This is a genomic window from Mesorhizobium sp. M0139 (assembly GCF_040322455.1).
Classification (GTDB): Bacteria; Pseudomonadota; Alphaproteobacteria; order Rhizobiales; family Rhizobiaceae; genus Mesorhizobium.
This window is the reverse complement of sequence record NZ_JAMYTN010000001.1, coordinates 19,540-44,201: the sequence shown is the minus strand read 5'-3', so window position 1 is coordinate 44,201 and position 24,662 is coordinate 19,540. Positions and strand designations below refer to the sequence as shown.

Here is a 24,662-nt window from a genome sequence, read left to right as displayed (position 1 = left end):
GGGGGGGCGCTCTCCCTATGTTAGGCGCAAGTTTCCTCTCATGACGCGTGTCCCAGCGGGCACCAACGGGACAATTGATGAATCCGAATTATCGCAATCTCGCGCTCTGGGCGATCATAGCGGTCCTGCTCATTGCTCTCTTCAATCTGTTCCAGACGCCACAGACGCGTGGGGCCTCCACCGACGTTCCCTACTCGCAGTTCCTGCAGGAGGTCGCGGCGGGCCGGGTCAAGACGGTGGTCATCACTGGACCCCGCATCACGGGCACCTATAGCGACAACGCCAACGGCTTCCAGACGTATTCGCCTGGCGATCCGCAGCTGGTCTCGCGGCTGCAGGACAAGAACGTCACCATCAATGCGCGCGCTGAGAACGACGGCTCGGGCGGGTTGATCAGCATGCTCCTCTCGTGGCTGCCGATGATCCTGATCCTTGGCGTGTGGATATTCTTCATGCGCCAGATGCAGTCCGGCTCTGGCCGCGCCATGGGTTTCGGCAAGTCGAAGGCCAAGCTTCTCACTGAGGCGCATGGCCGCGTCACCTTCCAGGATGTCGCCGGCGTCGACGAGGCCAAGGAAGATCTGGAGGAGATCGTCGAGTTCCTGCGCGATCCGCAGAAGTTCCAGCGCCTCGGCGGCAAGATCCCGCGCGGCGTGCTTCTGGTCGGACCTCCCGGCACCGGCAAGACGCTGCTCGCCCGCTCCGTCGCCGGCGAAGCGAATGTGCCGTTCTTCACCATTTCGGGTTCCGACTTCGTCGAGATGTTCGTCGGCGTCGGCGCAAGCCGTGTCCGCGACATGTTCGACCAGGCCAAGAAGAATGCTCCCTGCATCATCTTCATCGACGAAATCGACGCTGTCGGCCGCCATCGCGGCGCCGGCCTCGGCGGTGGCAATGACGAGCGCGAACAGACGCTGAACCAGCTGCTGGTCGAGATGGACGGCTTCGAGTCCAACGAGAGCATCATCCTGATCGCCGCCACCAACCGGCCCGACGTGCTCGACCCGGCGCTGCTGCGTCCGGGCCGTTTCGACCGCCAGGTGGTGGTGCCGAACCCCGACATCGTCGGTCGTGAGAAGATCCTCAAGGTGCATGTGCGCAACGTGCCGCTGGCGCCGAATGTCGACCTCAAGGTGATCGCACGCGGCACGCCGGGCTTCTCGGGCGCCGACCTGATGAACCTGGTCAATGAATCCGCTCTGATGGCGGCGCGCCGCAACAAGCGCCTTGTCACCATGGCCGAGTTCGAGGACGCCAAGGACAAGATCATGATGGGCGCCGAGCGCCGCTCGTCGGCCATGACCCAGGCCGAAAAGGAGCTCACGGCCTATCACGAGGCCGGCCATGCCATCCTGGCGCTCAACGTGCCGTCGGCCGATCCGCTGCACAAGGCGACCATCATCCCGCGCGGCCGCGCGCTCGGCATGGTCATGCAACTGCCGGAAGGCGACCGCTATTCGATGAGCTACAAATACATGATCTCACGGCTCGCCATCATGATGGGTGGCCGCGTCGCCGAGGAGTTCAAGTTCGGCAAGGAGAACATCACCTCGGGCGCGTCCTCGGACATTGAGCAGGCGACAAAGCTGGCGCGCGCCATGGTCACGCGCTGGGGCTTCTCCGACAAGCTCGGCCATGTCGCCTATGGCGACAACCAGGAAGAGGTTTTCCTCGGCCATTCGGTGGCGCGCACGCAGAACGTCTCGGAAGAGACCGCGCAGATCATCGACGCCGAAGTGCGCCGGCTGATCGACGAGGCCTATGTCACGGCCAAGTCCATCCTGACCAAGAAGAAGAAGGAATGGATCGCCCTGGCGCAGGGCCTTCTCGAGTACGAGACGCTTTCGGGCGAAGAGATCAAGCAGCTGATCGCCGGGCAGAAGCCCGCGCGAGATTTGGGGGATGATACCCCCACAAGCCGCGGCTCGGCTGTGCCGAAGTCCGGCCGCCGCAAGAAGGGTCCCGAGCCCGAAGGCGGCATGGAGCCTCAGCCGTCGAGCTGAGCTGACATCACTCGATGCAAGAAAACGCCGCGGCTCAATCCGCGGCGTTTTGCTATTCAGGGTCTCTCAAAGAGCATGCGGGGCGGATGCATTTGCTTTGCCGGGGCGCACACCGTCAGTCCGGCCAGCATGTTGCTTGCCCCATCTGGCCAGTGGGATCAGGGCATTGTCCAGCTCGATGCCGAATTCGGTAATCGAGTATTCGACCCTCGGCGGCACCTCGGGAAAGACTTCGCGATGGACGATGCCGTCGGCCTCCATTTCGCGCAGCTGTTGGATCAGCATCTTTTCGCTGATGTCAGGCACCAGCCGCTTCAGCTCACCGAATCGTGCCGGCGCCTTGTGAATCTGCCAGAGCAGTAGCGCCTTCCATTTGCCGCTGATGACCTCAAGCGCCGGCCCCAATCCGCAACTATCTGGCTGTTTCTTTCCCATGTTTCATCCAATTCTGAGCAATCGGTGGGTAGCTTACATTTTTGTCGGTACTTGAGAAAAACCAAGCCGGTCCATAGCTTCAAACCAGCTCGCCGGCATCGGCGAACACCACAACATCATATCGGTACCTCGCTTCGACCTGCAAAGGCCGTCGGCGGCCGGATTTTGTCAAAAAGGGATGGATCATGACACGATACGCAAACAAGAAGGCCGTTGTCATCGGCGGGACGCACGGCATGGGGCTCGCCGTTGCCGAAGCCCTGATCGAAAGCGGCGCCGAGGTCCTGGTCACCGGCCGCGACCAGCGCAACATCGAGGTCGCGCGAGCCAAGCTGCTTTCGCGAGCTCATGTCGTGCGGTCCGATATCTCAGACATGGCCGATATCGTCACGCTCGGTGCCGAAGTGGGGCAGAAGCTTGGCCAGATCGACTTCCTTCACGTCAATGCCGGGGTGGCCAATCTCGAACCTGTGGAGCGGGTCACCGAGGACAGTTACGATCGCACCTTCGACATCAACACCAAAGGCGCATTCTTCACCGCGCAGCGCCTGCTGCCCCTCATCAGGGATGGCGGCGCCATAGTCTTCACCTCGTCGATCGCCGACGAATCCGGCACCGGCGGCATGAGCGTCTATTCCGGATCGAAGGCGGCACTGCGCGCCTTCGCCAAGGTCCTGGCCGCCGAGCTTCTGCCGCGCCGCATCCGCGTGAATGTGGTCAGCCCTGGTTTCATCGATACGCCGACGATGGGTGTGGCCGACGCCTCGGCCGAGGAGCGGGCCGCCTTCATGGCGATCGGCGACGCGGTCACGCCGATGAAGCGCCACGGCACGATGGAGGAGGTGGCGCGCGCAGTGCTGTTCCTGGCGTTCGACGCGACCTTCACCACGGGCGCGCGGCTGACCGTGGACGGTGGCCTTGGCCAGGACCTGAGCCCGACACCGGCGTAGCCGCGCAACCAAACCAAGGAGAAGCAGAATGAGCGACATAACAGTAATCGGTCTCGGCGCCATGGGCACGGCGCTTGCCGAAGCCTTTCTGAACCAGGGACATGCGGTGACGGTGTGGAACCGTTCTCCGGCAAAGGCTGAGGCTTTGGCAGCCAAGGGCGCCATTGTGGCCAAGAGTGTCGAGGAAGCCGTCAGATGGAGTCCACTGATCGTGCCGTGCCTGCTTGTCTATGACACCGTTCGTGAGGTGCTCGGCCCAAGCCGAGACGCGCTGTCGGGCCGCACATTGGTCAATCTCACCAACGGCACGCCCGAGCAGGCGCGGGCGATGTCGGGCTGGGCGGTGAGCCAGGGCGCCAGCTATATCGACGGCGGCATCATGGCGGTGCCGCCGATGATCGGCGGGCCGCACGCCTTGATTCTCTACAGCGGTTCGCGCCAGGCGTTCGATGCCTGTTCGGGGCAGCTCGGAGCGCTCGGCACCAGCAAATTCCTCGGTGAGGATGCTTGCCTCGCGCCGCTCTATGATATCTCGCTTCTGAGCGGCATGTACGGCATGTTCGCGGGCGTTCTGCAGGCGTTGGCATTGACGGGCGCAGCAGGGATCCCGGCCGGCGAGTTCATGCCGCTGCTGGCCTCCTGGCTTCAGTCGATGCAAGGCCTGCTGCCGAAATGGGCGGAACAGATCGACAGTGGCGATCACACCAGCAATGTCGTTTCCAACCTGGGCATGCAGGCTGATGCCTACGTCAATCTCATCGATGCCAGCAGGTCGGCTGATGTCAGCACCGAACTCGTCTTGCCGATGCAAAGCCTGATGAAGCGCGGGGTGGCTGCCGGCCAGGCCAATGCCGATCTTACAAGCCTGGTCGCACTGCTCCAGCTCTCGAAACAAGGCGCTTGACGGGCAAGACCCAAGAGAAGGCCCGCCAACCTTGCGGTTGGGGGCCTTCGATCTGCAAACGCTGCTGGTCGATCAGCTCTTCAGCTTGGCGTTGCAGAGGCTGTAATAGCCGCCGCCCTTCTGGATCCAGCGAAGGCCGTTCAACGTACCCGCGTCCTTGTTGCCGTGGTAGCCCTGCAGGCAGGTCTTCATCCGCGCCTTCGAGGGCTTCTCGGTCTTGAATTCGGCGGCGAGGGTGGTCGGGAATGTCACGCCCATCGGCGCTACAGCGGGGGCGACCGCCGCGCTGGTTTCCTTCTGCGGCTGCGGCTCGGTTTTGACCGCATCCGCATTGGCACGCTCCGCAGCTGACGTCGCACACTTCTCTGTGCGGAAAGCGGTCCAATCCATGCCGTTCAGAGTGCCGCCTTCCTTGGCTGTGCGATAGGCCTCGCCGCATTCCTTCATCGTCAGTGCGCTTGCAGGGGCGACGCTCCACGCAATCCATGCCGTCACAGCCAATGCCGCCAATTTCAATCTGGACATAAGACCCTCCTGGTTGACAAAAGTTCGATGTCCTTTTGTATACCATTTGTTCTGCATATGTTCAATTGGAATCTTTGCGAACCACCGATATGTCTGGGGTGGGCAGTGCGGGCGAATAGATGATGCCGACAGCTTCCGCGATATGTAGACGCGATCAACGCCGGGTGTGTTCGAGCGCAATAAAAAGGCCCGCGCATGCTGCGATGCGCGAGCCCTTGTCGGGAGAACATGGCTACGCGATCAGCTCTTCAGCTTGGCATTGCAGAGGCTGTAGAAGCCGCCGCCCTTCTGGATCCAGCGCAGGCCATTGAGCGTGTTGGCGTCCTTGTTGGCATAATACACCTCGAGGCAGGTATGCATGCGGCCCTTGGCCGGCGTCTCGCCGGCGTATTTCTTCGAGATCGCGGCCGGGAACTTGACACCTTTGGGAGCGCTGACCGAGGGCTTCTCGGGCTCGCTGGTATAGGTCGCCTCGCTCGGAGCCGGCACGGTGTCGTCGTCATCTGCGCCGGCGCCGCATTCGGCCTTGCGGAAGTCGTTCCACTTCTTGCCGCCCAGCGTGTTGGCAGACTTGGCAGCCTGGTACTTGGCGCTGCAATCGGCCATGCTCAGGCCCTTGCCGCTGCTGTCGGCAGCTGCCTTGGTGGTTGCCTTGGCGGGTGCTGCCGCGGCCGAGGCCCCGGCGGCGCATTCGGTCTTGCGGAAGTCGTTCCACTTCACGCCGTTCAGTGTGCCGGCGGCCTTTGCCGCCTGGTACTTGGTGCTGCATTCCTTGGCCGTCAGGCCCTTGGCGCCATCGTCGGTTGTGGCTGCGGCCTTGGTCGTGGCCTTGGCGGGTTCTGCCGCGGCGGATGCGCCGGCGGCGCATTCGGTCTTGCGGAAGTCGTTCCACTTTGCGCCATTGAGCGTACCGGCGGCCTTGGCAGTCTGGTATTTAGCGCTGCATTCCTTGGCCGTCAGACCCTTGGCGCCGTCATCAGCAGCGGCGGCGGCCTTGGTCGTGTCCGTCTTGGCCGCAGCGGCCTTCTTGGCCGCCGGCTTTGCGGTCTCGGTGGTGGCCGCCGCGTCGGTGCCGCACTCGGCCTTCCGATACTGATTCCAGGTCTGCCCGTTCAGCGTGCCGGCGTCCTTGGCGGCATTATACTTGGTACTACACTGGGCCATGGTCAGCGCGCTGGCGGGCGCCGCCATGAACAAGGTTGCGACGGCAAGACCCGTCAAAGTTGCAAGTCGGTGGATGAGCATGGCGTTCTCCCGTTGCTGCGCCCATAGGTTGTATCTGTGTCAATCAATAGCTCTCAACGCTAGGCTGCGCCAGATGCTAAACGGCGTTCTCCCGATAAGGTGATGGACCCTTGCGATCTGCCCCTCCAACAGTCCGGCTTACCGGCCCAATCTGCGCAGTGTGGCCCAGTGTGAATGCTATATTGCGGCAACACCGTGTCATGATACGCTGCCAACGCTCCGAACAGCCTGCTACAATGATTTTCTAAGAATTGGTAATATACAATCACACAATGTGATAGTCGGGCTCGGACCAATTGTGGCATTACGAGCCGGCTGAAAACCGACGGGGATTCTGGCAAGCATGGCAGGACGTTATTTTGGCACCGACGGCATTCGCGGGCGCGCCAACAAGTTTCCGATGACGGCTGAGATCGCGATGCGGGTCGGCATGGCCGCCGGCCTCTCGTTCCAGCGCGGCAGCCATCGCCACCGCGTCGTGCTCGGCAAGGACACCAGGCTGTCCGGCTACATGATCGAAAACGCCATGGTGTCCGGCCTGTGCGCGGCCGGCATGGATGTGTTCCTGCTCGGCCCGATCCCGACACCGGCGGTCGCCATGCTGGTACGCTCGCTGCGTGCCGATATCGGCGTCATGATCTCGGCCTCGCACAATCCCTATTACGACAACGGCATCAAGCTGTTCGGTCCCGACGGGTACAAGCTCTCCGACGAGATCGAGGAGCGCATCGAGAGCATGCTCGACAAGGATATCGAACTGGCGCTCGCCGATTCCGACGGACTTGGCCGCGCCAAGCGCGTCGACGGCGTGCATGACCGCTACATCGAATTCGCCAAGCGCACGCTGCCGCGCTCAATGTCGCTGTCGGGTCTCAGGATCGTCGTCGATTGCGCCAACGGCGCGGCCTACAAGGTGGCGCCAGCAGCACTTTGGGAACTGGGCGCCGAGGTCATTGCCATCAATGTCGATCCGAACGGTTTTAACATCAACAAGGAATGCGGCTCGACCCATCCGGCCGGCCTGCAGAAGAAGGTGCATGAAGTGCGCGCCGATATCGGCATCGCACTCGACGGCGATGCCGACCGTGTCGTCATCGTCGACGAGAACGGCACCATCGTCGACGGTGACCAGATCATGGCGCTGATCGCCGAGTCCTGGCACCAGAGCGGGCGACTGGCCGGCGGCGGCGTCGTCTCGACGGTGATGTCCAATCTCGGCCTCGAACGCTTCCTTGGCGACATGAAGCTGCAGCTGCATCGCACCAAGGTCGGCGACCGCTATGTCGTGGAACATATGCGCGCGCACGGGTTGAATGTCGGCGGCGAGCAGTCGGGCCACATTGTGCTGTCCGATTTCTCGACCACTGGCGACGGGCTGGTCTCGGCTCTGCAGGTGCTGGCCTGCATCAAGCGGCAGAACCGGCCGGTCAGCGAATTGTCGAAGAAATTCGAGCCGGTGCCGCAGCTGTTGAAGAATGTCCGCATCGCCGGCGGCAAGCCGCTTGAGGAAGCCACGGTCAAGGCGGTGATCGAAGACGCGCGCAACCGTCTCGGCAAGGCCGGCCGCCTGGTCATACGGCCCTCCGGCACCGAGCCGCTGATCCGCGTCATGGCCGAGGGCGACGACCCACAGCTGGTCGAGGCCGTGGTCAACGACATCGTCGACATTATTTCGGAAACGCGCAGCGCCGCCTGATTGCGCTGCGTCCAACGGCAGGGGCGAACTGCCGGCTCAAGACTTCAAGCCCGCCTGCAGGCGGGCTTTTTGTTTCGGCCAGGGTTGGTCCCAGCGTTATGCCGGCGGAGACTGTTTGCTAAAATGTCGAGAATTCGTGGTTAATCGACAGGGTTAAACGCCTTTTAACTTTTCCAATTCATTATCCACAACTGAGGTCAATCACATTCGGGCAAGTTGGACTTTCCCGACGGTTCTCAGGGGTGACAAACATGTTCAATACAGCAAAAAAGGCCCTCCTTGCCGCGCTGTTCGCAGGTGTGGCCGGGCCAGTATTCGCCGCCGATCTGGCGGAGCCGCCGGTGGTCGAAGAGGCGCCGGCGCCGATCGCCTACGAGCAGCCGGCCGATTTCGGCGGCTGGTACATCCGCGGCGACATCGACTATCATAAATCGGATTTGCGCGGCATCGACTATATCACCTACGGGCCGCCTCCCGGCAGCAATGTTTTCGATTCCGGCGAGCTTAAGGGCGGCTTCTCACTCGGCGCCGGCATTGGCTACAAGATCAACGATCATTTCCGTACCGACCTGACAGCCGACTATTGGTTCGCTTCGGACTTCAACGGATCAACCAACGATGGCGTTACGACCTCGGTCGAAGTGTCGAAAATGAGCGCATTGCTGCTCTTGGCCAACGCCTATTACGATATCGGCACCTGGCACGGCATCACGCCTTATGTTGGCGCTGGCATCGGCGGCGCGCACGTCAAATGGGATACCGTCCACGACCCGAACACAACCGAGACCAACCCCGGGTCGAAGAATTGGCGCTTTGCCTACGCGCTCATGGCCGGCGCGTCCTATTGCCTTACCGACAGGGTGATCCTGGATGCCGGCTATCGCTACTCTCACATTGAGGGGGGCCGCATGTTCGACTTCGACGTGAGCAGTTCCGGGCCCGGCTTCGACCATGGCATCAACACACATGAGGTACGAGGCGGTCTGCGCTATCAGTTCGGCGGCAATAATGGTTGCACATCGCCGGAGCCCTACGTTCCAGAGCCGGAGCCGATCTACACCAAGTAGTCGCTTCGAAATCCAGGAATTCGCGAACCGCCCGGTCTTGCCGGGCGGTTTTCGTTTGCCGATGCTTGCGCGTTTTCAACCGGCCGCGTGTGCCGAAGAAACCCAATCGAAATCAATTCGGTACGCCGCGTTATCCTTAACCCTGACTTAACCACTATGGTTAACAATGCTTGGTGAAACGGCGCTTGCGATCAAAATGACGGGCGCCAATTTCAGGAGCCGGGGACCCATGAATTTCAAATCGCTGACAGCGCCGGCGCTCGCCGCACTCGTCCTTGTGCCGCTGACGCCGGCGCAGGCCGCGGACTACGATCCGCCGATCTATGTCGATCAGGCGCCGGACTATCAACCGGTCGAGGTCGGCTCGGGCTGGTATCTGCGCGGCGACGTCTCTTATCTGGCGCAGAAGAGCTACGAGGATCAGGATTTCACCTTCGCCCCCGCGAGCTTCAGCGAGAAGCAGGATCCGGCCTTTGCCAGCATCGGCTTCGGCTACCACTTCAACGACTATCTGCGCGGCGACGTCAATCTTGGCTATCTGCCCGGCAACAAGATCGGCGTCGGCTTTGACGATTCGGCGACGCCGCCGCCGGGTGGTGCGACCATCGCGTCGGCATCGCTGCAGAATTATTCCCTGTCGGGCATGGTCAATGGCTATGTCGATCTCGGCACTTATGTCGGGATCACGCCCTACCTCGGCGCCGGCATTGGGCTGGTCCGGAGCAAATACAAGCTGTCGGCGAGTTACTTCACCGACAATGTCGACCCTACGGATGATTTCGTCCGGAACGACAACAAGACCCAGTATTCCCTCGCCTACACGCTGGATGCGGGCCTGGCCTATCAGGTGACCAAGAATGTTTCTGTAGATCTCGGCTACCAGTACTTCTCCGCGCCGGATGCCGAATATGTCACGGCCGAGAGCCTGACCTCCTATCCGATCCGCAAGGGCATCAGCAATCATCAGGTCAAGCTCGGCCTGCGCTACGACCTCTGGTAGGAAGCTTGCTGTTCGGAAGCCCAACGGCGGATCTCTTCGATCCGCTGTTTGCGTTTTAGCCCACGACATGCTGATCCCGTATCGCCGGTATGCCGCCAGCGACAAAAACTTTCCTCTTGACGCCTGAGGGCTGAACGCATATCGCCGTCCGTGGGCCACCCCTCCCCAACGAGGGGCCACTATCTGGAAGGATAGACCACGATGACGACGCATACGAAGCCCGGACTCCGTCCGGCAAACCCCAATTTCTCCTCAGGTCCCTGCGCAAAACGCCCCGGCTGGTCGGTCGAGGCGCTGAAGAATGCTGCGCTCGGCCGTTCGCACCGCGCCAAGATCGGCAAGACCAAGCTCGAACAGGCCATCGAGTTGACGCGCGAGATTCTCCAGGTTCCGGCCGATTACCGTATCGGCATCGTGCCGGCGTCGGACACGGGTGCTGTCGAGATGGCGCTGTGGTCGCTGCTCGGTGAACGCGGTGTCGACATGGTGGCATGGGAAAGCTTTGGCTCGGGCTGGGTGACCGATGTCGTCAAGCAGCTGAAGCTCGCCGATATCAGAAAGGTCGAGGCAGGCTATGGCGAACTGCCGGATCTCACCAAGATCGATTTCGACCGCGATGTGGTCTTCACCTGGAACGGCACGACCTCAGGCGTGCGCGTGCCGAATGGCGATTTCATTCCAGCCGACCGCAAAGGCCTGACCATCTGCGACGCGACCTCGGCCGCATTCGCGCAGAGGCTCGATTTCCAGAAGCTCGATGTCGTCACCTTCTCCTGGCAGAAAGTGCTGGGCGGCGAGGGCGCACACGGCATGCTGATCCTGTCGCCTCGCGCCGTCGAGCGACTGGAAACCTACAAGCCGGCGTGGCCGCTGCCGAAAATCTTCCGCCTGACCTCGGGCGGCAAGCTGATCGAAGGCGTCTTCAAGGGCGAGACCATCAACACGCCGTCGATGCTGTGCGTCGAGGACTATCTCGATGCGCTTCATTGGGCGAAGTCGATCGGCGGTCTCGATGCGTTGATTGCCAGAGCCGATGCCAATGCCGCCGTGCTCGATGGCTTTGTCGACAAGTCGTCCTGGCTCGGCCATCTCGCGGTCGATGCGGCGACACGGTCCAACACGTCCGTATGTCTGTCCTTCACCGACGCCGATGTCGCGGCGCTCGACGCCGACGGGCAGGCGGCCTTCGCCAAGGCGATCGTCTCTGTGCTCGACAAGGAAGGCGTCGCCTACGACATCGGCTCCTATCGTGACGCACCTTCCGGTCTGCGCATCTGGTGCGGCGCCACCGTCGAGACCTCCGATCTCGAGGCGCTGCTGCCCTGGCTCGACTGGGCCTTCGCCACGCAGAAGGCTTCGGTGAAGGCAGCAGCCTGAGAATTCGTGGCGGCCTGCGGGCCGCCATTTCCCGACAATCCAGTTCAAGGAGGCCGCCATGGCGCCCCGCGTTCTCGTCTCTGACAAACTCTCCACCACCGCCGTCCAGATATTCAAGGACCGCGGCATCGAGGTCGACTATTTGCCCGATCTCGGCAAGGACAAGGAAAAGCTGCTCGAAGTCATCGACCAGTATGATGGTCTTGCCATCCGCTCGGCGACCAAGGTCACGGAAAAACTGATCAACGCAGCGACAAGACTCAAGGTCGTCGGCCGCGCCGGCATCGGTGTCGACAATGTCGACATCCCCGCGGCGAGCCGCAAGGGCATCATCGTGATGAACACGCCTTTCGGCAATTCGATCACCACGGCCGAACATGCGGTGGCGATGATCTTTGCACTCGCACGGCAGATCCCGGAGGCCAATGCCTCGACCCATGCCGGCAAATGGGAAAAGAACCGTTTCATGGGCGTCGAGATCACCGGCAAGACGCTGGGTGTCATCGGCTGCGGCAATATCGGCTCGATCGTCGCCACGCGCGGCGTCGGCCTGAAGATGCATGTCGTTGCCTTCGACCCGTTCCTGTCGGACAAGCGCGCCGAGGAACTCGGCGTCGACAAGGTCGAGCTGGACGAGCTTTTCGCCCGCGCCGATTTCATCACGCTGCACACGCCGCTGACCGACAAGACGCGCAACATCATCGACGCGGCGGCGATCGCCAAGATGAAGAACGGCGTGCGCATCATCAATTGCGCGCGTGGCGGGCTCATCGTCGAAGCCGACCTGGTCGCGGCGCTGAAGAGCGGCAAGGTGGCGGGCGCCGGCGTCGATGTGTTCGAGGTCGAACCGGCGGAAAACAACGCGCTGTTCGGCATGGAGAATGTGGTGGCAACGCCGCATCTCGGCGCCTCGACAGCGGAAGCGCAGGAAAATGTCGCGCTCCAGGTGGCCGAGCAGATGGCCGACTATCTGATCAAGGGCGCGGTTTCGAATGCCATCAACATGCCCTCGATCACGGCCGAGGAAGCACCGCGGCTAAAGCCGTTCGTCAAGCTCGCCGAAGTGCTCGGCGCCTTTGTCGGCCAGGTCACCGAGGACCCGATCAACGAGGTCGAGATCCTGTTCGACGGCTCGACCGCGACGATGAACACGCGTGCCTTGATCAGTGCCACGCTTGCCGGACTGATCCGGCCGCAGGTCGCCGACGTCAATATGGTGTCGGCGCCGATCATGGTGAAGGAGCGCGGCATCATCGTCGCCGAGGTCAAGCGCGACAAGTCGGGCGTGTTCGACGGCTACATCAAGCTGACGGTGAAGACCGAGCACATGACGCGCTCGATCGCCGGCACCTGCTTCTCCGACGGCAAGCCGCGCTTCATCCAGATCAAGGGCATCAATCTCGACGCCGAGGTCGGCCAGCACATGCTCTACACAACCAATGCCGATGCGCCCGGCATTATCGGCCTGCTCGGCACGGTGTGCGGCGAGAACGGCGTCAACATCGCCAACTTCCAGCTCGGCCGCAACCGGCCGGGCGGCGACGCGATCGCGCTGCTCTATCTCGACGCGCCGTTCCCGGAGAAAGTGCTGGAACAGGTCAAGGCGCACAAGTCCATCGACTCGGCCAAGCGGCTGCAGTTCGACGTCAACGCAATGTAGTTGACGGCGTGGCGGATGCGGCGGTCCTCCCCCCATCATTGGGCGGCCGTCGCAGAGGCCGGTTCAGGTCAATTCGTCTGAGCCGTCGGAGACGCCCACGCGATGCCGATAGACCAGTTCCCAGCCCTTCCACCCTGTAAACAGCAGGATCAGAACCACGATCAGCGATAAGATAAAGCCGGTCGGGATCACAGCCGCCGCTCCACCGACATAACGAGAGTACCAGTTATAAAGCTCGATCAGCACGACGAGCACGTTGCCGCCGGCATGGAGCCATGCCGTCGTGAGATTGCGGATCTGAACATCGCCGAGAACATCCGTCAGGCCGGTAAGAGCGGCCAAGGCGCCCATGATCAGGCCGGCGCCGAGAGGCCAAAGCGATCCGGTGACCCACCTGGGATCGGCTGTCTGCCAGAAAATCAGATCGCAAACGAAGGTACCGACAAAGAAGGCGATCGGAAACGGAATCAGCATTGGATGAATGGGGTGACCGGCAATGCTTGCTGTGCTGCGAGGGTTATGGCTCATCTTGTTGCCTCCCACGCAAGCAAACTCCGCCAGAGGTAAAATGTTCCAGGTCGGCGCGCGGCAGCAGTTATCGCGACGGCGGCGCAGCGCGGCAGCGGCCAAATGTTATCCGCAGCGGTTCGGTGCCGACATCTTGCGCCCGCTGTATTCGGCGAGCGAAATGCCGCCCAGCACCAGGGCAAGCGCCAGCGCCTGGTAGAGCTGGAATGTCTCGCCGACGATCAGCACTGACAGCAGCGTGCCGAAGATCGGCACCAGATTGATGAACAGCCCGGCACGGTTGGCGCCGATCAGTTCGTTGCCCCTGATGTAAGTGATCTGCGAAATGACCGAAGCGCCGATCGCGGTATAGACGATGACCACCCAGCCGCTGATATCGGGGACGATAACCTTGCCGGCGGCGACCTCCCACAGGAAGAACGGCAGCGAGGTGATGAGGGCAGCGATCGCCAGGGACAACATCAGGCTCTGCCAGCGCATCACCGGCTTCAGCCGCAGCCCGACCGAATAACCGCTGTAGAGGACGACCGCGACCAGCATGATGGCGTCGCCGAAATTGAGTTCCAATGTGAGCAGCCGGCGCGGATCGCCGTGGCAGGCAGTCAAGATGACGCCGAAGATGGTCAGCACCACGCCCGCAATCTGAGCCCAGCTCACGCGCAGGCGGAAGAAGAAGAAATTGGCAATGATGATCAAGACCGGCATCGCCGCCTGTTCGATCGAGACATTGATCGCCGTCGTGTAGTTGAGCGCGGTGTAAAAAATGGTGTTGAACAGAGTGAAGCCGCTGGCGCCAAGTGCAGCCAGGACGAACCAGTGTTTGCGCACCACCGGCCAGTCCTCCCTGATCGTGCGCCAGCCGATCGGCAGCAGGATCGCGACGGCCAGCACCCAGCGCAGGAAGACCAGCGTCATCGGCGAGACGTGATCGACCGCCAGCTTGCCGGCGACGGAATTGCCGCCCCACAACAAGGTGGTCAGCAGCAGGAACAGGTAGGCGCGTCGATGCATTGCGGGATTCCGGCCGCTTGGGGAGTTGTGTTTGCCGGCCTATTGCCCCCGCCGACGCAAGTAAATGATGTCAAAGCCGAAAATTGTTGTGCCTCAGGGCATTTTCGGCGGCAAAGAAAGGTCGCGCTTGCGAGGTCTTGACGCTATAGAGGCCTGTCGTTTCGAACCATATCCAGGCCGCCAGGGCGGCATCTCAAGGGAAAAGAAACATGGCCAATGTGGTGGTCGTCGGCTCGCAATGGGGCGACGAAGGCAAGGGCAAGATCGTCGACTGGTTGTCGGAGCGCGCCGACGTGGTCGTGCGCTTCCAGGGCGGCCACAATGCCGGCCATACGCTGGTCGTCGACGGCAAGGTCTACAAACTGTCGCTGCTGCCGTCGGGCGTGGTGCGGCAAGGCAAGCTGTCGATCATCGGCAATGGCGTCGTCTTCGACCCGCACGCCTTTGTCGCCGAAGTGGCAAAACTCAAGGCGCAAGGCGTCGAGGTCACGCCGGACCGCCTGAAAATAGCCGAAAACACCGCGCTTATCCTGTCGCTGCACCGGGAGCTGGACGGATTCCGCGAGGACGCCGCCTCCAATTCCGGGACGAAAATTGGCACGACGCGTCGTGGCATCGGCCCAGCCTATGAAGACAAGGTGGGCCGGCGCGCGGTTCGGGTGATGGATCTGGCGGATTTGGAAACGCTGCCCCTCAAGGTCGACAGGCTGCTGACGCATCACAATGCGCTGCGTCGCGGGCTTGGCCATGGCGAAGTCACGCATGAGGCGATCATGACCGAGCTGACCTCGGTGGCCGATGAGATCCTGCCCTATATGGACCGCGTCTGGAAAATCCTCGACGACAAGCGCCGCGCCGGCGAACGCATCCTGTTCGAGGGCGCGCAAGGCACGCTGCTCGACATCGACCACGGCACCTATCCGTTCGTCACCTCGTCCAACACCGTTGCCGGCCAGGCAGCCGCCGGCTCGGGGGTGGGCCCCGGCGCCATCGGCTATGTCCTGGGCATCACCAAGGCCTATACGACGCGTGTCGGCGAAGGCCCGTTCCCGACCGAGCAGAAGAACGAGATCGGCGAATTTCTCGGTACGCGTGGCCACGAATTCGGCGTCGTCACCGGGCGCAAACGCCGTTGCGGCTGGTTCGACGCCGTGCTGGTGCGCCAGGCCGTCGCCGTCAACGGTATCAAGGGCATCGCCCTGACCAAACTCGACGTGCTCGACGGGCTGGATGAGATCAAGGTCTGCACCGGCTACCGTCTCGACGGCGAAACGATCGACTATCTGCCGGCCAGCCAGGGCGCGCAGGCGCGTGTCGAGCCGGTCTACGAGACGCTCGAAGGCTGGAAAGGCACCACAGCCGGCGCGCGCAGCTGGAACGACCTTCCGGCGCAGGCCGTCAAATATGTCCGTTACATCGAGGAGCTGATCGGGGCACCCGTCGCGCTCCTTTCCACCAGCCCGGAACGGGACGACACGATACTTGTGACCGATCCGTTTCAAGACTAGTTTTCTGAAGCCTTTCCGGGCATCGCGGCCGATTTGCGGGGGCCGGCGCGGAAACAAAATACAGGTCGACTGAAGCATGGCAGATTTCGTTGCTATTCTGAAAAAGGCGCTCGACAAGCACGGCGACGAAACGCCCGAAAAGCGTACGCGGATCTATGAAAGCGTTCGTACCATGCTGGCGAAGAAGCTTGCGGAGTATTCGCCGCCGCTGGCCGCCGAAGCCATAAGCACGCAGAAGCGATCCCTGGAAGATGCCATCTCGAGCGTCGAGCGCGACTATGCCAGGGCGGTGCCGGCATCCGATCCGCTGGCGGAGCTGGAGCACATCTTCTCCTCCATCGACCGCAACAAGAACCAGTCCAGTCATGTAAAGCCTTCCGCCACGCCTGCGCCGGCCTGGCAGCCGGCGAAACCCGTGCAGCCGGCGCCGACCGCCAGGACAGAGCCGAGCTGGCAGAGGCCCGCGCCGACACCGCCGTCGCCTGCGGCGCGTGCAGAAACCATCGACAAGCAAGCCGTGGAGCTGGACGCCGACGACGACAGCGCCGATGTGTTCGCCAATGACGAGCAGCCGGCGGCGGACACGTTCCAGCGCCTGCGCCCAGCCGAGCGCAGGCGCAGCTATGGCGGGTTGATCGCGGCTGTCGTCGCGCTTCTGGTGGTCGCCGGCGGCGGCTATGGCATCTGGCTGAACAAGGATGCCTTTGGCTCGATGCTGGGCCTCGGAGGCGACACCAAGACGGTCTCGACCGAACCGCTGGTAAAGCCGGCGCCGGCCAAGCCCGCGGCCGATGCACCCGCACCGGCTGCTGCCGGCGAGGGAACGAAGTTCACCCAGCGCCTGTCGCCCGAAGGCGGTGAAACCGACCCCGGTCCCGCGGCCGGTCAAAGCGGCATCGGCGAGGGCGAGTCCGTCGCCGCGCTGACCACACCGCCACCCCCGGCTCCAGCGCCTGCGCCGGCGCCAGCGTCTGCGCCGGCGCCTGTGCCTGCGCCCCCGCCGGCCGGCGCCGCCGCAGCCACGGGCGCGCCCGCCACGCCGGCGCCCGACGCTTCCGCCACGCCACCGGCAACGCCGCCCGCCGATGGCGTCGCACCGCCGGCCAATGGGGCAGCACCGGCTGATGCCGCCGCCACGCCGCCCGCTGCGCCGGCGGCCGCCGCTCCCGCGCCGACCGTTGCGGTCGGCCAGAAGGCGATCTTCTACGAGGAACGCACCTCGACCGCGCAAGGTTCGGCCGAACCCGGCAGCATCGTCTGGTCGCTGGTGCAGGAATCGCCCGGCGGCGACCTGCCGCCCGAGCCGGCGATCCGCGCCGAGGCGACCATTCCCGGCAAGGACATCCAGCTGCGCATGACCATCCGCCGCAATACCGACCAGACGCTGCCGGCCAGCCACATCATCGAGATGATCTTCCTGACGCCCGAGGGCTTTGACGGCGGTGGCGTCGACAACATCCTGCGCGTCGCCATGAAGAGTTCGGAACAGGATGCCGGCAGCCCGCTGATCGGCATTCCGGCCAAGATCGCCGACGGCTTCTTCCTGGTGGCGCTCAACGACACCAAGGCCGACGAGGACGCCAATATGACCTTGCTTCGAGGCCAGGACTGGATCGACGTGCCGGTGGTCTACAAGACCGGACGCCGGGCGCTGCTGACCATGGAAAAGGGCATTCCGGGCGAGAAGGTGTTCGACGAGGCGCTGAAGGCCTGGCAGGCCAAGACGGCAGGTTGACGGGCGGCAGTAGCGGCTGCCTTCGCTCAGAAGCCCTGGAACAGCATGTCGAGGGCGGCGACGATGTCGTCGTGATGTCTAGAAAGGTTTCCCTCTGGCATCCGCAATTCGGACGCGCTGAAGGCCGACACAAACTGTGTGACCATCACAAGATCTTTGCCGTTTATAGCGAAGGTCGGGTTCAGGCGGCGGCCAGGAAGCGGGGCAATCTCGGGCGGCATCAAAGGAACGACCACCCTCGTGCTCAGCCCTTCAAGCATATCTGACTGCACGTCGAGAAGATAACCGTCGCTCTCGGTACTCCGATAGAAATCGTAACGCGCCATCAGAACGGCCGGTGTTTAGCCAATGGCAGTCCGTTCTTTCGGACATATTCGTTGGAGCTTTCGATGGCTTCCCTGTTTTCTTCTTGCCATCGACGCGTTTTCTCCGCCGCAATCGCTTTCGCGATCCCTGCTTCGGCAGCGCGGGAGATGTTGATGCCCAACGCTTTGGCGTCCTTGATCAACTGAGAGTCAATGGACGTGTTGACAGAGGTCCGCTGAGTTTTTGGCGTCGATTGAAGCACGGAGATGCCTCCTTTCATGCGCACAATATACGCGCATAAAAGACCGCAGGCAATGCTACCCCTCCATCTCCTCACGCAGCATTTCCAGTTCCAGCCACTCTTCCTCGAGTGCGGCCAGCGTGGCGCGTTCCTTGTCGAGGGCGGCGATGGTCTTTTGGAACGAGGCCGGGTCGCGCTCGTAATAGGCGGGATCGGCGATGTTGTTTTCCAAACGCGAGATCGAGGCCATTACCGCCTCGATCTTCTTGGGCAGCGATTCCAGGGCGAATTTCTGCTTGAACGACAGTTTCTTCGACGGCCCTTTTGGCGCTGCCGGCTCGCTCTTGCCCGGCGCCGGCGCATCGCTGGCTTCGGCCTTGGCGCGCGCCTTGCGGTCGTCGAGCCGGGTGCCGCCGCGCTGCGCCAGCATGTCGGAATAGCCACCGGCATATTCGATCCAGCGGCCGCCTCCGTCCGGGGCGATGATGCTGGTGACGGTGCGGTCGAGGAAGTCGCGGTCGTGGCTGACCAGGATGACCGTGCCGGCAAAGCCGGCGACAAGTTCCTGCAACAGTTCCAGCGTCTCCATGTCGAGATCGTTGGTCGGCTCGTCGAGCACCAGAAGGTTGGCCGGCCGCGCCAGAACACGCGCCAGGAGCAGCCGCGCCCGTTCGCCGCCGGACAGCTCGCGCACCGGGGTGCGCGCCTGTTCCGGCTTGAACAGGAAATCCTTCATGTAGGACACGACATGGCGCTGCTCGCCATTGATGACGAGGTTTTCGCCGCGCCCGTCCGTGAGATACTGCGCCAGGGTCTCGGCCGGATCGACCGCCTCGCGCTTCTGGTCGAGCGTGGCGATTTCCAGATTGGTGCCGAGCCGCACCGAGCCGGCATCGGGCTTCATCTCGCCGGTGAGCATCTTCAACAGCGTCGTCTTGCCGGCGCCGTTCGGCCCGACAAGGCCGACGCGATCGCCGCGCTGGATGCGGGTCGAGAAGCCCTTGACCACGGTCAGGTCGCCAAAACTCTTCTCGATGTTCTTGGCCTCGATCACCAGCTTGCCGGATTCGGCGGCGTCGCTGGCCACCATGGTCGCCGAGCCCTCGGCGCCGCGATGGCCGCGAAAACGCTGGCGCATGGTCTGCAGTTCGCCCAGGCGGCGCATGTTGCGTTTGCGGCGAGCCGTCACGCCATAGCGCAGCCAATGCTCCTCGCGCACGATCTGGCGGCCGAGCTTGTGCTGTTCGCGCTCTTCCTCTTCCAGCACAAGGTCGCGCCATTCCTCGAAATGGCCAAAGCCCTTGTCGAGGCGGCGGGTCTGGCCACGGTCGAGCCAGACAGTGGCGCGCGAGACGCGTTCGAGGAAGCGACGGTCGTGCGAGATGACGATCAGCGCCGAAGACGTCCGGACAAGCTCTTCTTCCAGCCATTCGATGACCGACAAATCGAGATGGTTCGTCGGCTCATCAAGCAGCAGAATATCGGGTTCGGGCGCCATGACGCGGGCAAGTGCTGCGCGGCGCGCCTCGCCGCCGGAGAGATCGTTGGGGTTCTCCGTGCCGGCGAGGCCGAGATGCTCCATCAGATATGTGGCGCGGTAGGGATCGTCGGCAGGCCCAAGCCCGGCCTCGACATAGGCGCGCACATTGGCAAAGCCGTCCATGTCGGGCATTTGCGGGAGATAGCGCACCGTTGCCGAAGGCTGGCGGAAGACCTCGCCGTCTTGCGGCTCGATCAGACCAGCAGCAATCTTCAGGAGCGTCGACTTGCCGGAGCCGTTGCGGCCGACGAGCGCGATCTTGTCACCGGCGGACGCCGTCAGTTCGGCGCCATCGAGCAGCGGCGTGCCGCCAAAGGTCAGTCTTATGCCGTCGAGGTTGAGAAGGGGCGGGGCCATGTCAGCTTTCAGGCAAGGGGTAGGGGTGGGCGAGCAGCAGCGCGCGGCCATGGCCGAGCGCGATTTCGAGGCCGCCCCCGGTCGTGTTGGACTTGACCTCGTTCGAGATGGTCAGCGACGAGCCGAACACGACCTCGACATGGTCGAGCGGCCACTTCGCGCCGGACACGGTGAGGCCCGAAAGATCGGAAAAGCCGAGCACCGAAAACAGCGTTCCGTCGGCATAGTCGAAGCCGGCCTTGCCAGGCAGCAGAGGGGCGCCTTCCTGCGCTCCGCTGGTCAACAGCAATTTTGTGCCGGCCTCGGCCAGCCGCAGGCTGAGCGCCAGATGGAGGAAGGCGTGGTCGGCGCGCTTGCCGCCGAAAGCGCCGGCCAGCACCAGGCTGGTGGCGCCGCGTTCCAATGCCGCCGCGATCGCCAGTTCGCCATCGGTCTTGTCCTTTTCGGGAGGAAACACCTCCCGCGGCACGGCGGCGAGATCGGCAGGCAGGTCCGCCGGCACGGAATCGAAATCGCCGACCCACAGCTCCGGCATCACGCCGAGCAGGCGGGCATGATCGATGCCGGCGTCGGCGGCGATGACGCGCGTGCCCGCGACCTGGCGGTCGAGCCGCGGCGTGCGGACGAGATCGCCGCCAAGCAGGATGGTGAATGTGCTCATATCCGCTGGCCCTTACCAGCCCCGCCGACGAAACGGAAGGCCGAGCGGCACCGTCACTCTTTGTTGGAGCATGATCTTTTTCCGGAAACGGATTCCACTTTCCGGGATCACGCTCGGGCAAACTTCCACTTGCGTGGCACCTTGGCCGGGCCTATGTGTCGAAACGCTCTAACGGGGTGCCGGACGCGATCTTCGCGGACCGGCTGAGAGGCAGTCTCGCCAACCCGCTGAACCTGATCCGGTTTGTACCGGCGGAGGGATTAGACGCTTCGGACAGCCCGACGCCTCAATTCCTTTCAACACGAATGAAGGAGGCGCCGATGCGCATTTTTTTGTCCCGTCTTGTCCCAGCGCTTGGGCTTGCTGTTTCGCTACTGGCAAGCCCTGCGTGCGCGCAGGAAAAACTCACGATCTATACCTATGAGAGTTTCACTGCCGACTGGGGTCCAGGCCCCCAGGTGAAGAAGGAATTCGAGGCCGAGTGTGGCTGCAGCGTCGACTTCGTCTCGGTGGCCGACGGCGTCGCGCTGCTCAATCGCGTCAAGCTCGAAGGTGCGTCGACCAAAGCCGATATCGTGCTTGGCCTCGATACCAACCTCACCGCGGAAGCCAAGGCTTCCGGCCTGTTTGTCCCACATGGCGCGGTGGCTGAAAACAACGTGCCGGGCGGCTGGAGCGACGACACTTTCGTGCCCTACGATTATGGCTATTTCGCCGTCGTCTACGACACCGAGAAGCTGAAGAACCCACCGAAGAGCCTGAAGAAATTGGTCGAGGGCGATGCCGCCGACAAGATCGTCATCCAGGATCCGAGGACGTCGACGCCGGGCCTTGGCCTGCTGCTGTGGGTTAAGTCGGTCTATGGCGACAAGGCGCCGGAAGCCTGGGCGAAACTCAAGGGCAAAGTGCTGACGGTGACGCCGGGCTGGAGCGAGGCCTACGGCCTGTTCACCAAGGGCGAGGCGCCGATGGTGCTTTCCTATACGACGTCGCCGGCCTACCACATGGTGGCGGAGAACACCGGGCGCTACCAGGCGGCCTCGTTCGAGGAAGGCGAGTATCTGCAGATCGAGGTCGCCGGCATCACCACCACGGGCGCGAAGAATCCGCTGGCGGCGAAGTTCCTGGCCTTCATGACCGGGCCGAAATTCCAGGATGTCATTCCGGAGACCAACTGGATGTTCCCGGCCGGGAAAACCGACAAGCCGCTCAATCCGGCTTTTGATAGGCTGGTCAAGCCGGCGAAGACCTTGCTGTTCAGCCCGGAAGAGGTCGCGGCAAATCGCAAGGCCTGGGTGGATGAATGGCTGGCGGTGATGAGCAAGTAGATTTGGCTGTATAGTCAAAAGATGAGTGCTCTACGGCGCCCCCCTCTGTCCTGCCGGACATCTCCCCCACGAGGGGGGAGATTGGCCTTTACGTTGACTTTCGCCAATCTCCGAAGCTGCAGGAATGAGCGGAGCGCTAAAACCGCCAATCTCCCCCCTCGTGGGGGAGATGTCCGGCAGGACAGAGGGGGGCGCGAAGGAACGCGACGCCCGGTAAAGAGTGCAACGCTCTGACCCCCGCATCACGGCCGGCATTGTCGCGCTTGCGGCAATCGCGCTGCTGATCGGTGGCGCCTTCGCCGGCCTTATCCGCGAAGGCGCGCACGACCTTTCCGGCGCCGCGTCCGCCTTTGACCTCTATCTCCTGCGCGTTGTCCGCTTCACGCTCTGGCAGGCTGCGCTCTCGACTCTGCTTTCCGCCGTACCGGCGCTCTTCGTCGCCCGGGCGCTGTCGCGGCATCCGCGCTTCTTCGGACGCGGCTTCATCCTGCAGCTATTCACTGTGCCCCTTGCCTTGCCGGCAATTGTCGGAGCGCTGGGAATACTGGCGCTCTATGGCCGCGCCGGTTATTTCGCCGCGATCGGTGGCCAGAGCTGGCCCGACATCTATGGGCTGTCGGGCATCCTCGTCGCCCACGTCTTCTTCAACCTGCCGCTGGCCACCCGGCTGTTCCTCGAAGCGCTGGGAACGGTGCCGGCCGATCAATGGCGGCTGGCGAGCCAGCTCGGCATGGGGGCGAGGCCAGCCTTCCGGCTGATCGAGTGGCCGGTGCTGCGCGCCGCGCTGCCGGGCGTCGCCGGGCTTGTCTTCATGCTTTGCATCACCTCCTTCACCATCGTCCTGATCCTCGGCGGCGGGCCGGCGGCGACGACGCTGGAAGTCGCCATCTATCAGGCGCTGCGTTTCGACTTCGATCCGGCGCGAGCGGTGACGCTGACGGTGCTACAGATCGCGCTGACTTTCGCCGTCATGCTGGCGCTGACGCGGCTCGGCGCCAATGTGACCGGCGACGCCAATTTGCCTGTCGCGCCGCGCCGCTATCACTTGGCCGGCAAAGCAGAAACAGCGTTCAACGCCGTCCTGATCGTGCTCGCCTTGCTGTTCGTCGCCGGACCGATGGCGGCCACCGTTGCCTCCGGCCTCGGCGCCGATCTCGGCCGGCTGGCGGGCGAGAGTGCCGTGCGTCAGGCGACGCTGACCAGCGCCGGTCTCGCCTTCTCGGCGGCGCTACTTTCGGTGGCGCTGGCACTGTCGCTGATCATGGCGCGGCGGGCACTGTCGCTGCGCCGCCGGTCCAGTGCCCGTTCATTGCTCGAACATGCCACCGACACCGGCGCCGGCTTCGTCCTCGTCGTGCCGCCCATCGTCATCGGCGCCGGCTGGTTTCTCCTGCTGCGCACGGTCAGCGATGTCTTTGCCATCGCGCCGGTCATGGTCGTCACCGTCAATGCGGTGATGGCGATGCCCTTTGCCATCCGCGCGATGCGCCCGGCCTATGATGCGGCGAGCGAGCGCCATGAAAAGCTGTGCGCGCAGCTCGGCATTGCGGGCTGGAACCGGCTGCTTCTGGTCGACTGGCCATCGCTCCGGCGGCCGCTGGCCACCGGCTTTGCCTTCGCCATGGCACTGTCGCTCGGCGATCTCGGCGTCATCGCGCTGTTCGGCAGCGATTCGGTGCAGACCTTGCCCTATCTCCTGCTGGCGCGCATGGGCAGCTATCGCACGGCCGATGCTGCCGGGCTGGCTTTGCTGCTCGGGGCGGTCTGCCTTGCATTGGTGGTCGCGGCAGACTGGCTGGGACGGGGAGAGAGATCGTGACGTCCGCTGTGGAGAAAGGCACGACTGTCCGGCTGGACAAGGTCTCGTTCAGCTATGGCGAAACGCCATTCCTGTTCGATGTCGAATTCGATACATCTAAGATCACCGCCATCATGGGGGCAAGCGGTTCGGGCAAATCGACCTTGCTCAATCTGGTGGCTGGTTTCGAGACGCCGGAGTCCGGTCGTGTGCTGATCGGCGCCGCCGATGTCGGCGCCGAGCCGCCTTCGGCGCGGCCGGTGTCGATGGTATTCCAGGAAAACAATCTGTTTGCTCATCTCTCGGTGGAGAAGAATGTCGGGCTCGGCCGCTCGCCATCGCTCAACCTGACCGACGCCGATCGCGCCGCAATCGCCGAGGCGCTTGACCGCGTTGGCCTGGCCGGCAAGGAAATGCGCCTGCCGCGCGAACTCTCCGGCGGCGAAAGGCAGCGCGTGGCGCTCGCCCGCGTTCTGGTGCGCGACCGGCCAGTGCTGCTGCTCGACGAGCCGTTCGCTTCGCTCGGGCCAGCACTGCGCGACGACATGCTCGACCTGGTGGCCGGCGTTCATGCCGAGCGGGCGATGACGGTGCTGTTCGTCACGCATCAGCCGGAAGACGCTCGCCGTATCGGCGAGCAGATGGTTTTTCTGGACAATGGCAGGGTTGCCGCGACGGGACCTGCCGGCGATTTTTTCGACGGCACTGGCCCTGAAGCGTTTCGGCGCTATATCGGCGCAAGTTCGGGCGGATCACGCGATATTGCCCGGAAGCGGACATAATTTAC

22 protein-coding genes and 1 riboswitch are annotated in these 24,662 nt (G+C 63.2%); of the genes, 13 read left to right on the top strand and 9 right to left on the bottom strand.

Annotated features, from left to right (window positions below; all coding sequences use genetic code 11):
* The first annotated feature begins 77 nt into the window (after positions 1-77).
* Entirely contained in the window at positions 78-2,003 is a 1,926-nt protein-coding gene (ftsH, locus tag NKJ58_RS00195) for an ATP-dependent zinc metalloprotease FtsH (protein WP_023684183.1), read from the top strand.
* 66 nt (positions 2,004-2,069) lie between these two features.
* Here ftsH and NKJ58_RS00190 read toward each other — a convergent pair whose 3' ends face one another.
* Positions 2,070-2,438 (bottom strand): winged helix-turn-helix transcriptional regulator, encoded by a 369-nt coding sequence (locus tag NKJ58_RS00190; RefSeq protein ID WP_023684184.1) that lies wholly within the window; start codon positions 2,436-2,438, stop codon positions 2,070-2,072.
* Between the two features lie 185 nt (positions 2,439-2,623).
* Here NKJ58_RS00190 and NKJ58_RS00185 point away from each other — a divergent pair, with 185 nt between their 5' ends.
* The gene (locus NKJ58_RS00185; RefSeq protein WP_031198557.1) at positions 2,624-3,388 is read left to right on the top strand and encodes an SDR family oxidoreductase; all 765 of its coding nucleotides are present in this window, start codon (positions 2,624-2,626) and stop codon (positions 3,386-3,388) included.
* 28 nt (positions 3,389-3,416) lie between these two features.
* Positions 3,417-4,292, top strand: a complete 876-nt coding sequence (locus tag NKJ58_RS00180; RefSeq protein WP_023716082.1) for an NAD(P)-dependent oxidoreductase — start codon at positions 3,417-3,419, stop codon at positions 4,290-4,292.
* 72 nt (positions 4,293-4,364) lie between these two features.
* On the opposite strand, the gene NKJ58_RS00175 is transcribed toward NKJ58_RS00180, so the two are convergent.
* Positions 4,365-4,817 (bottom strand): hypothetical protein, encoded by a 453-nt coding sequence (locus NKJ58_RS00175; protein ID WP_031198559.1) that lies wholly within the window; start codon positions 4,815-4,817, stop codon positions 4,365-4,367.
* 240 nt (positions 4,818-5,057) lie between these two features.
* Positions 5,058-6,062 carry a hypothetical protein gene (locus tag NKJ58_RS00170; protein WP_023716084.1) on the bottom strand — a complete coding sequence of 335 codons (1,005 nt, stop codon included), beginning with the start codon at positions 6,060-6,062 and terminating at the stop codon, positions 5,058-5,060.
* 343 nt (positions 6,063-6,405) lie between these two features.
* On the opposite strand from NKJ58_RS00170, the gene glmM reads away from it, so the two are divergent.
* The 5 genes from glmM to serA all read left to right on the top strand — a co-directional run bounded on the left by glmM (position 6,406) and on the right by serA (position 12,862).
* Positions 6,406-7,758 (top strand): phosphoglucosamine mutase, encoded by a 1,353-nt coding sequence (gene glmM / locus NKJ58_RS00165; protein ID WP_023673591.1) that lies wholly within the window; start codon positions 6,406-6,408, stop codon positions 7,756-7,758.
* Between the two features lie 251 nt (positions 7,759-8,009).
* Positions 8,010-8,825, top strand: coding sequence for an outer membrane protein (locus tag NKJ58_RS00160; protein WP_023684191.1), 816 nt, complete (start codon positions 8,010-8,012; stop codon positions 8,823-8,825).
* A gap of 229 nt (positions 8,826-9,054) precedes the next feature.
* Positions 9,055-9,825: an outer membrane protein gene (locus tag NKJ58_RS00155; RefSeq protein ID WP_023684192.1), complete on the top strand. Its 771-nt coding sequence runs from the start codon at positions 9,055-9,057 to the stop codon at positions 9,823-9,825.
* Between the two features lie 201 nt (positions 9,826-10,026).
* The gene (locus tag NKJ58_RS00150; RefSeq protein WP_352497628.1) at positions 10,027-11,202 is read left to right on the top strand and encodes a phosphoserine transaminase; all 1,176 of its coding nucleotides are present in this window, start codon (positions 10,027-10,029) and stop codon (positions 11,200-11,202) included.
* Positions 11,203-11,260: 58 nt separating this feature from the next.
* Positions 11,261-12,862 (top strand): phosphoglycerate dehydrogenase, encoded by a 1,602-nt coding sequence (gene serA / locus NKJ58_RS00145; RefSeq protein ID WP_023726192.1) that lies wholly within the window; start codon positions 11,261-11,263, stop codon positions 12,860-12,862.
* Positions 12,863-12,925: 63 nt separating this feature from the next.
* On the opposite strand, the gene NKJ58_RS00140 is transcribed toward serA, so the two are convergent.
* Together NKJ58_RS00140 and NKJ58_RS00135 are read right to left on the bottom strand one after the other, a co-directional pair.
* A complete protein-coding gene (locus NKJ58_RS00140; RefSeq protein WP_352852754.1) occupies positions 12,926-13,390 on the bottom strand; it encodes a DUF2231 domain-containing protein in 465 nt (154 codons plus the stop codon).
* 105 nt (positions 13,391-13,495) lie between these two features.
* Positions 13,496-14,401 carry a DMT family transporter gene (locus tag NKJ58_RS00135; RefSeq protein WP_023688976.1) on the bottom strand — a complete coding sequence of 302 codons (906 nt, stop codon included), beginning with the start codon at positions 14,399-14,401 and terminating at the stop codon, positions 13,496-13,498.
* 209 nt (positions 14,402-14,610) lie between these two features.
* Between NKJ58_RS00135 and NKJ58_RS00130 the strand changes: the two genes are divergently transcribed.
* Both NKJ58_RS00130 and NKJ58_RS00125 read left to right on the top strand, forming a co-directional pair.
* Positions 14,611-15,909 (top strand): adenylosuccinate synthase, encoded by a 1,299-nt coding sequence (locus NKJ58_RS00130; RefSeq protein WP_023684197.1) that lies wholly within the window; start codon positions 14,611-14,613, stop codon positions 15,907-15,909.
* Between the two features lie 76 nt (positions 15,910-15,985).
* Positions 15,986-17,644, top strand: a complete 1,659-nt coding sequence (locus NKJ58_RS00125; RefSeq protein WP_352852690.1) for a hypothetical protein — start codon at positions 15,986-15,988, stop codon at positions 17,642-17,644.
* Between the two features lie 26 nt (positions 17,645-17,670).
* Here the strand turns inward: NKJ58_RS00125 and NKJ58_RS00120 are convergent, their stop codons facing one another.
* Genes NKJ58_RS00120 through NKJ58_RS00105 form a run of 4 tightly spaced genes read right to left on the bottom strand, consistent with a single transcriptional unit; the run spans position 17,671 to position 20,749 of the window.
* Positions 17,671-17,970: a CcdB family protein gene (locus NKJ58_RS00120; protein ID WP_023673676.1), complete on the bottom strand. Its 300-nt coding sequence runs from the start codon at positions 17,968-17,970 to the stop codon at positions 17,671-17,673.
* Positions 17,970-18,212: a type II toxin-antitoxin system CcdA family antitoxin gene (locus tag NKJ58_RS00115; RefSeq protein ID WP_023693600.1), complete on the bottom strand. Its 243-nt coding sequence runs from the start codon at positions 18,210-18,212 to the stop codon at positions 17,970-17,972. The genes NKJ58_RS00120 and NKJ58_RS00115 overlap by 1 nt, the downstream gene beginning before the upstream one ends.
* Before the next feature lie 55 nt (positions 18,213-18,267).
* Positions 18,268-20,088 (bottom strand): ABC-F family ATP-binding cassette domain-containing protein, encoded by a 1,821-nt coding sequence (locus NKJ58_RS00110; RefSeq protein WP_023690493.1) that lies wholly within the window; start codon positions 20,086-20,088, stop codon positions 18,268-18,270.
* Between the two features lies 1 nt (position 20,089).
* Positions 20,090-20,749, bottom strand: coding sequence for a thiamine diphosphokinase (locus tag NKJ58_RS00105; protein ID WP_023690494.1), 660 nt, complete (start codon positions 20,747-20,749; stop codon positions 20,090-20,092).
* Between the two features lie 162 nt (positions 20,750-20,911).
* Positions 20,912-21,026: riboswitch (TPP riboswitch) on the top strand.
* 43 nt (positions 21,027-21,069) lie between these two features.
* Here NKJ58_RS00105 and thiB point away from each other — a divergent pair.
* From thiB to thiQ, 3 genes are all read left to right on the top strand, one after another.
* Positions 21,070-22,077 carry a thiamine ABC transporter substrate binding subunit gene (gene thiB, locus NKJ58_RS00100; protein WP_031246663.1) on the top strand — a complete coding sequence of 336 codons (1,008 nt, stop codon included), beginning with the start codon at positions 21,070-21,072 and terminating at the stop codon, positions 22,075-22,077.
* A 220-nt stretch (positions 22,078-22,297) separates the two neighbouring features.
* Positions 22,298-23,896 carry a thiamine/thiamine pyrophosphate ABC transporter permease gene (gene thiP / locus NKJ58_RS00095; RefSeq protein WP_023707250.1) on the top strand — a complete coding sequence of 533 codons (1,599 nt, stop codon included), beginning with the start codon at positions 22,298-22,300 and terminating at the stop codon, positions 23,894-23,896.
* Positions 23,893-24,657, top strand: a complete 765-nt coding sequence (gene thiQ, locus NKJ58_RS00090; protein WP_023707251.1) for a thiamine ABC transporter ATP-binding protein — start codon at positions 23,893-23,895, stop codon at positions 24,655-24,657. The genes thiP and thiQ overlap by 4 nt, the downstream gene beginning before the upstream one ends.
* Positions 24,658-24,662 lie beyond the last annotated feature (5 nt).

Bases quoted from the DNA above. Each gene is read 5' to 3' on its own strand.
- NKJ58_RS00130 (WP_023684197.1), top strand. From the start codon at position 14,611: ATGGCCAATGTGGTGGTCGTCGGCTCGCAATGGGGCGACGAAGGCAAG.
- NKJ58_RS00105 (WP_023690494.1), bottom strand. From the start codon at position 20,749: ATGAGCACATTCACCATCCTGCTTGGCGGCGATCTCGTCCGCACGCCG.
- NKJ58_RS00125 (WP_352852690.1), top strand. From the start codon at position 15,986: ATGGCAGATTTCGTTGCTATTCTGAAAAAGGCGCTCGACAAGCACGGC.
- NKJ58_RS00185 (WP_031198557.1), top strand. From the start codon at position 2,624: ATGACACGATACGCAAACAAGAAGGCCGTTGTCATCGGCGGGACGCAC.
- serA (WP_023726192.1), top strand. From the start codon at position 11,261: ATGGCGCCCCGCGTTCTCGTCTCTGACAAACTCTCCACCACCGCCGTC.
- NKJ58_RS00140 (WP_352852754.1), bottom strand. From the start codon at position 13,390: ATGAGCCATAACCCTCGCAGCACAGCAAGCATTGCCGGTCACCCCATT.
- NKJ58_RS00190 (WP_023684184.1), bottom strand. From the start codon at position 2,438: ATGGGAAAGAAACAGCCAGATAGTTGCGGATTGGGGCCGGCGCTTGAG.
- NKJ58_RS00150 (WP_352497628.1), top strand. From the start codon at position 10,027: ATGACGACGCATACGAAGCCCGGACTCCGTCCGGCAAACCCCAATTTC.
- NKJ58_RS00175 (WP_031198559.1), bottom strand. From the start codon at position 4,817: ATGTCCAGATTGAAATTGGCGGCATTGGCTGTGACGGCATGGATTGCG.
- thiB (WP_031246663.1), top strand. From the start codon at position 21,070: ATGCGCATTTTTTTGTCCCGTCTTGTCCCAGCGCTTGGGCTTGCTGTT.
- NKJ58_RS00155 (WP_023684192.1), top strand. From the start codon at position 9,055: ATGAATTTCAAATCGCTGACAGCGCCGGCGCTCGCCGCACTCGTCCTT.
- glmM (WP_023673591.1), top strand. From the start codon at position 6,406: ATGGCAGGACGTTATTTTGGCACCGACGGCATTCGCGGGCGCGCCAAC.
- NKJ58_RS00120 (WP_023673676.1), bottom strand. From the start codon at position 17,970: ATGGCGCGTTACGATTTCTATCGGAGTACCGAGAGCGACGGTTATCTT.
- NKJ58_RS00180 (WP_023716082.1), top strand. From the start codon at position 3,417: ATGAGCGACATAACAGTAATCGGTCTCGGCGCCATGGGCACGGCGCTT.
- NKJ58_RS00160 (WP_023684191.1), top strand. From the start codon at position 8,010: ATGTTCAATACAGCAAAAAAGGCCCTCCTTGCCGCGCTGTTCGCAGGT.
- NKJ58_RS00110 (WP_023690493.1), bottom strand. From the start codon at position 20,088: ATGGCCCCGCCCCTTCTCAACCTCGACGGCATAAGACTGACCTTTGGC.
- ftsH (WP_023684183.1), top strand. From the start codon at position 78: ATGAATCCGAATTATCGCAATCTCGCGCTCTGGGCGATCATAGCGGTC.
- NKJ58_RS00135 (WP_023688976.1), bottom strand. From the start codon at position 14,401: ATGCATCGACGCGCCTACCTGTTCCTGCTGCTGACCACCTTGTTGTGG.
- NKJ58_RS00170 (WP_023716084.1), bottom strand. From the start codon at position 6,062: ATGCTCATCCACCGACTTGCAACTTTGACGGGTCTTGCCGTCGCAACC.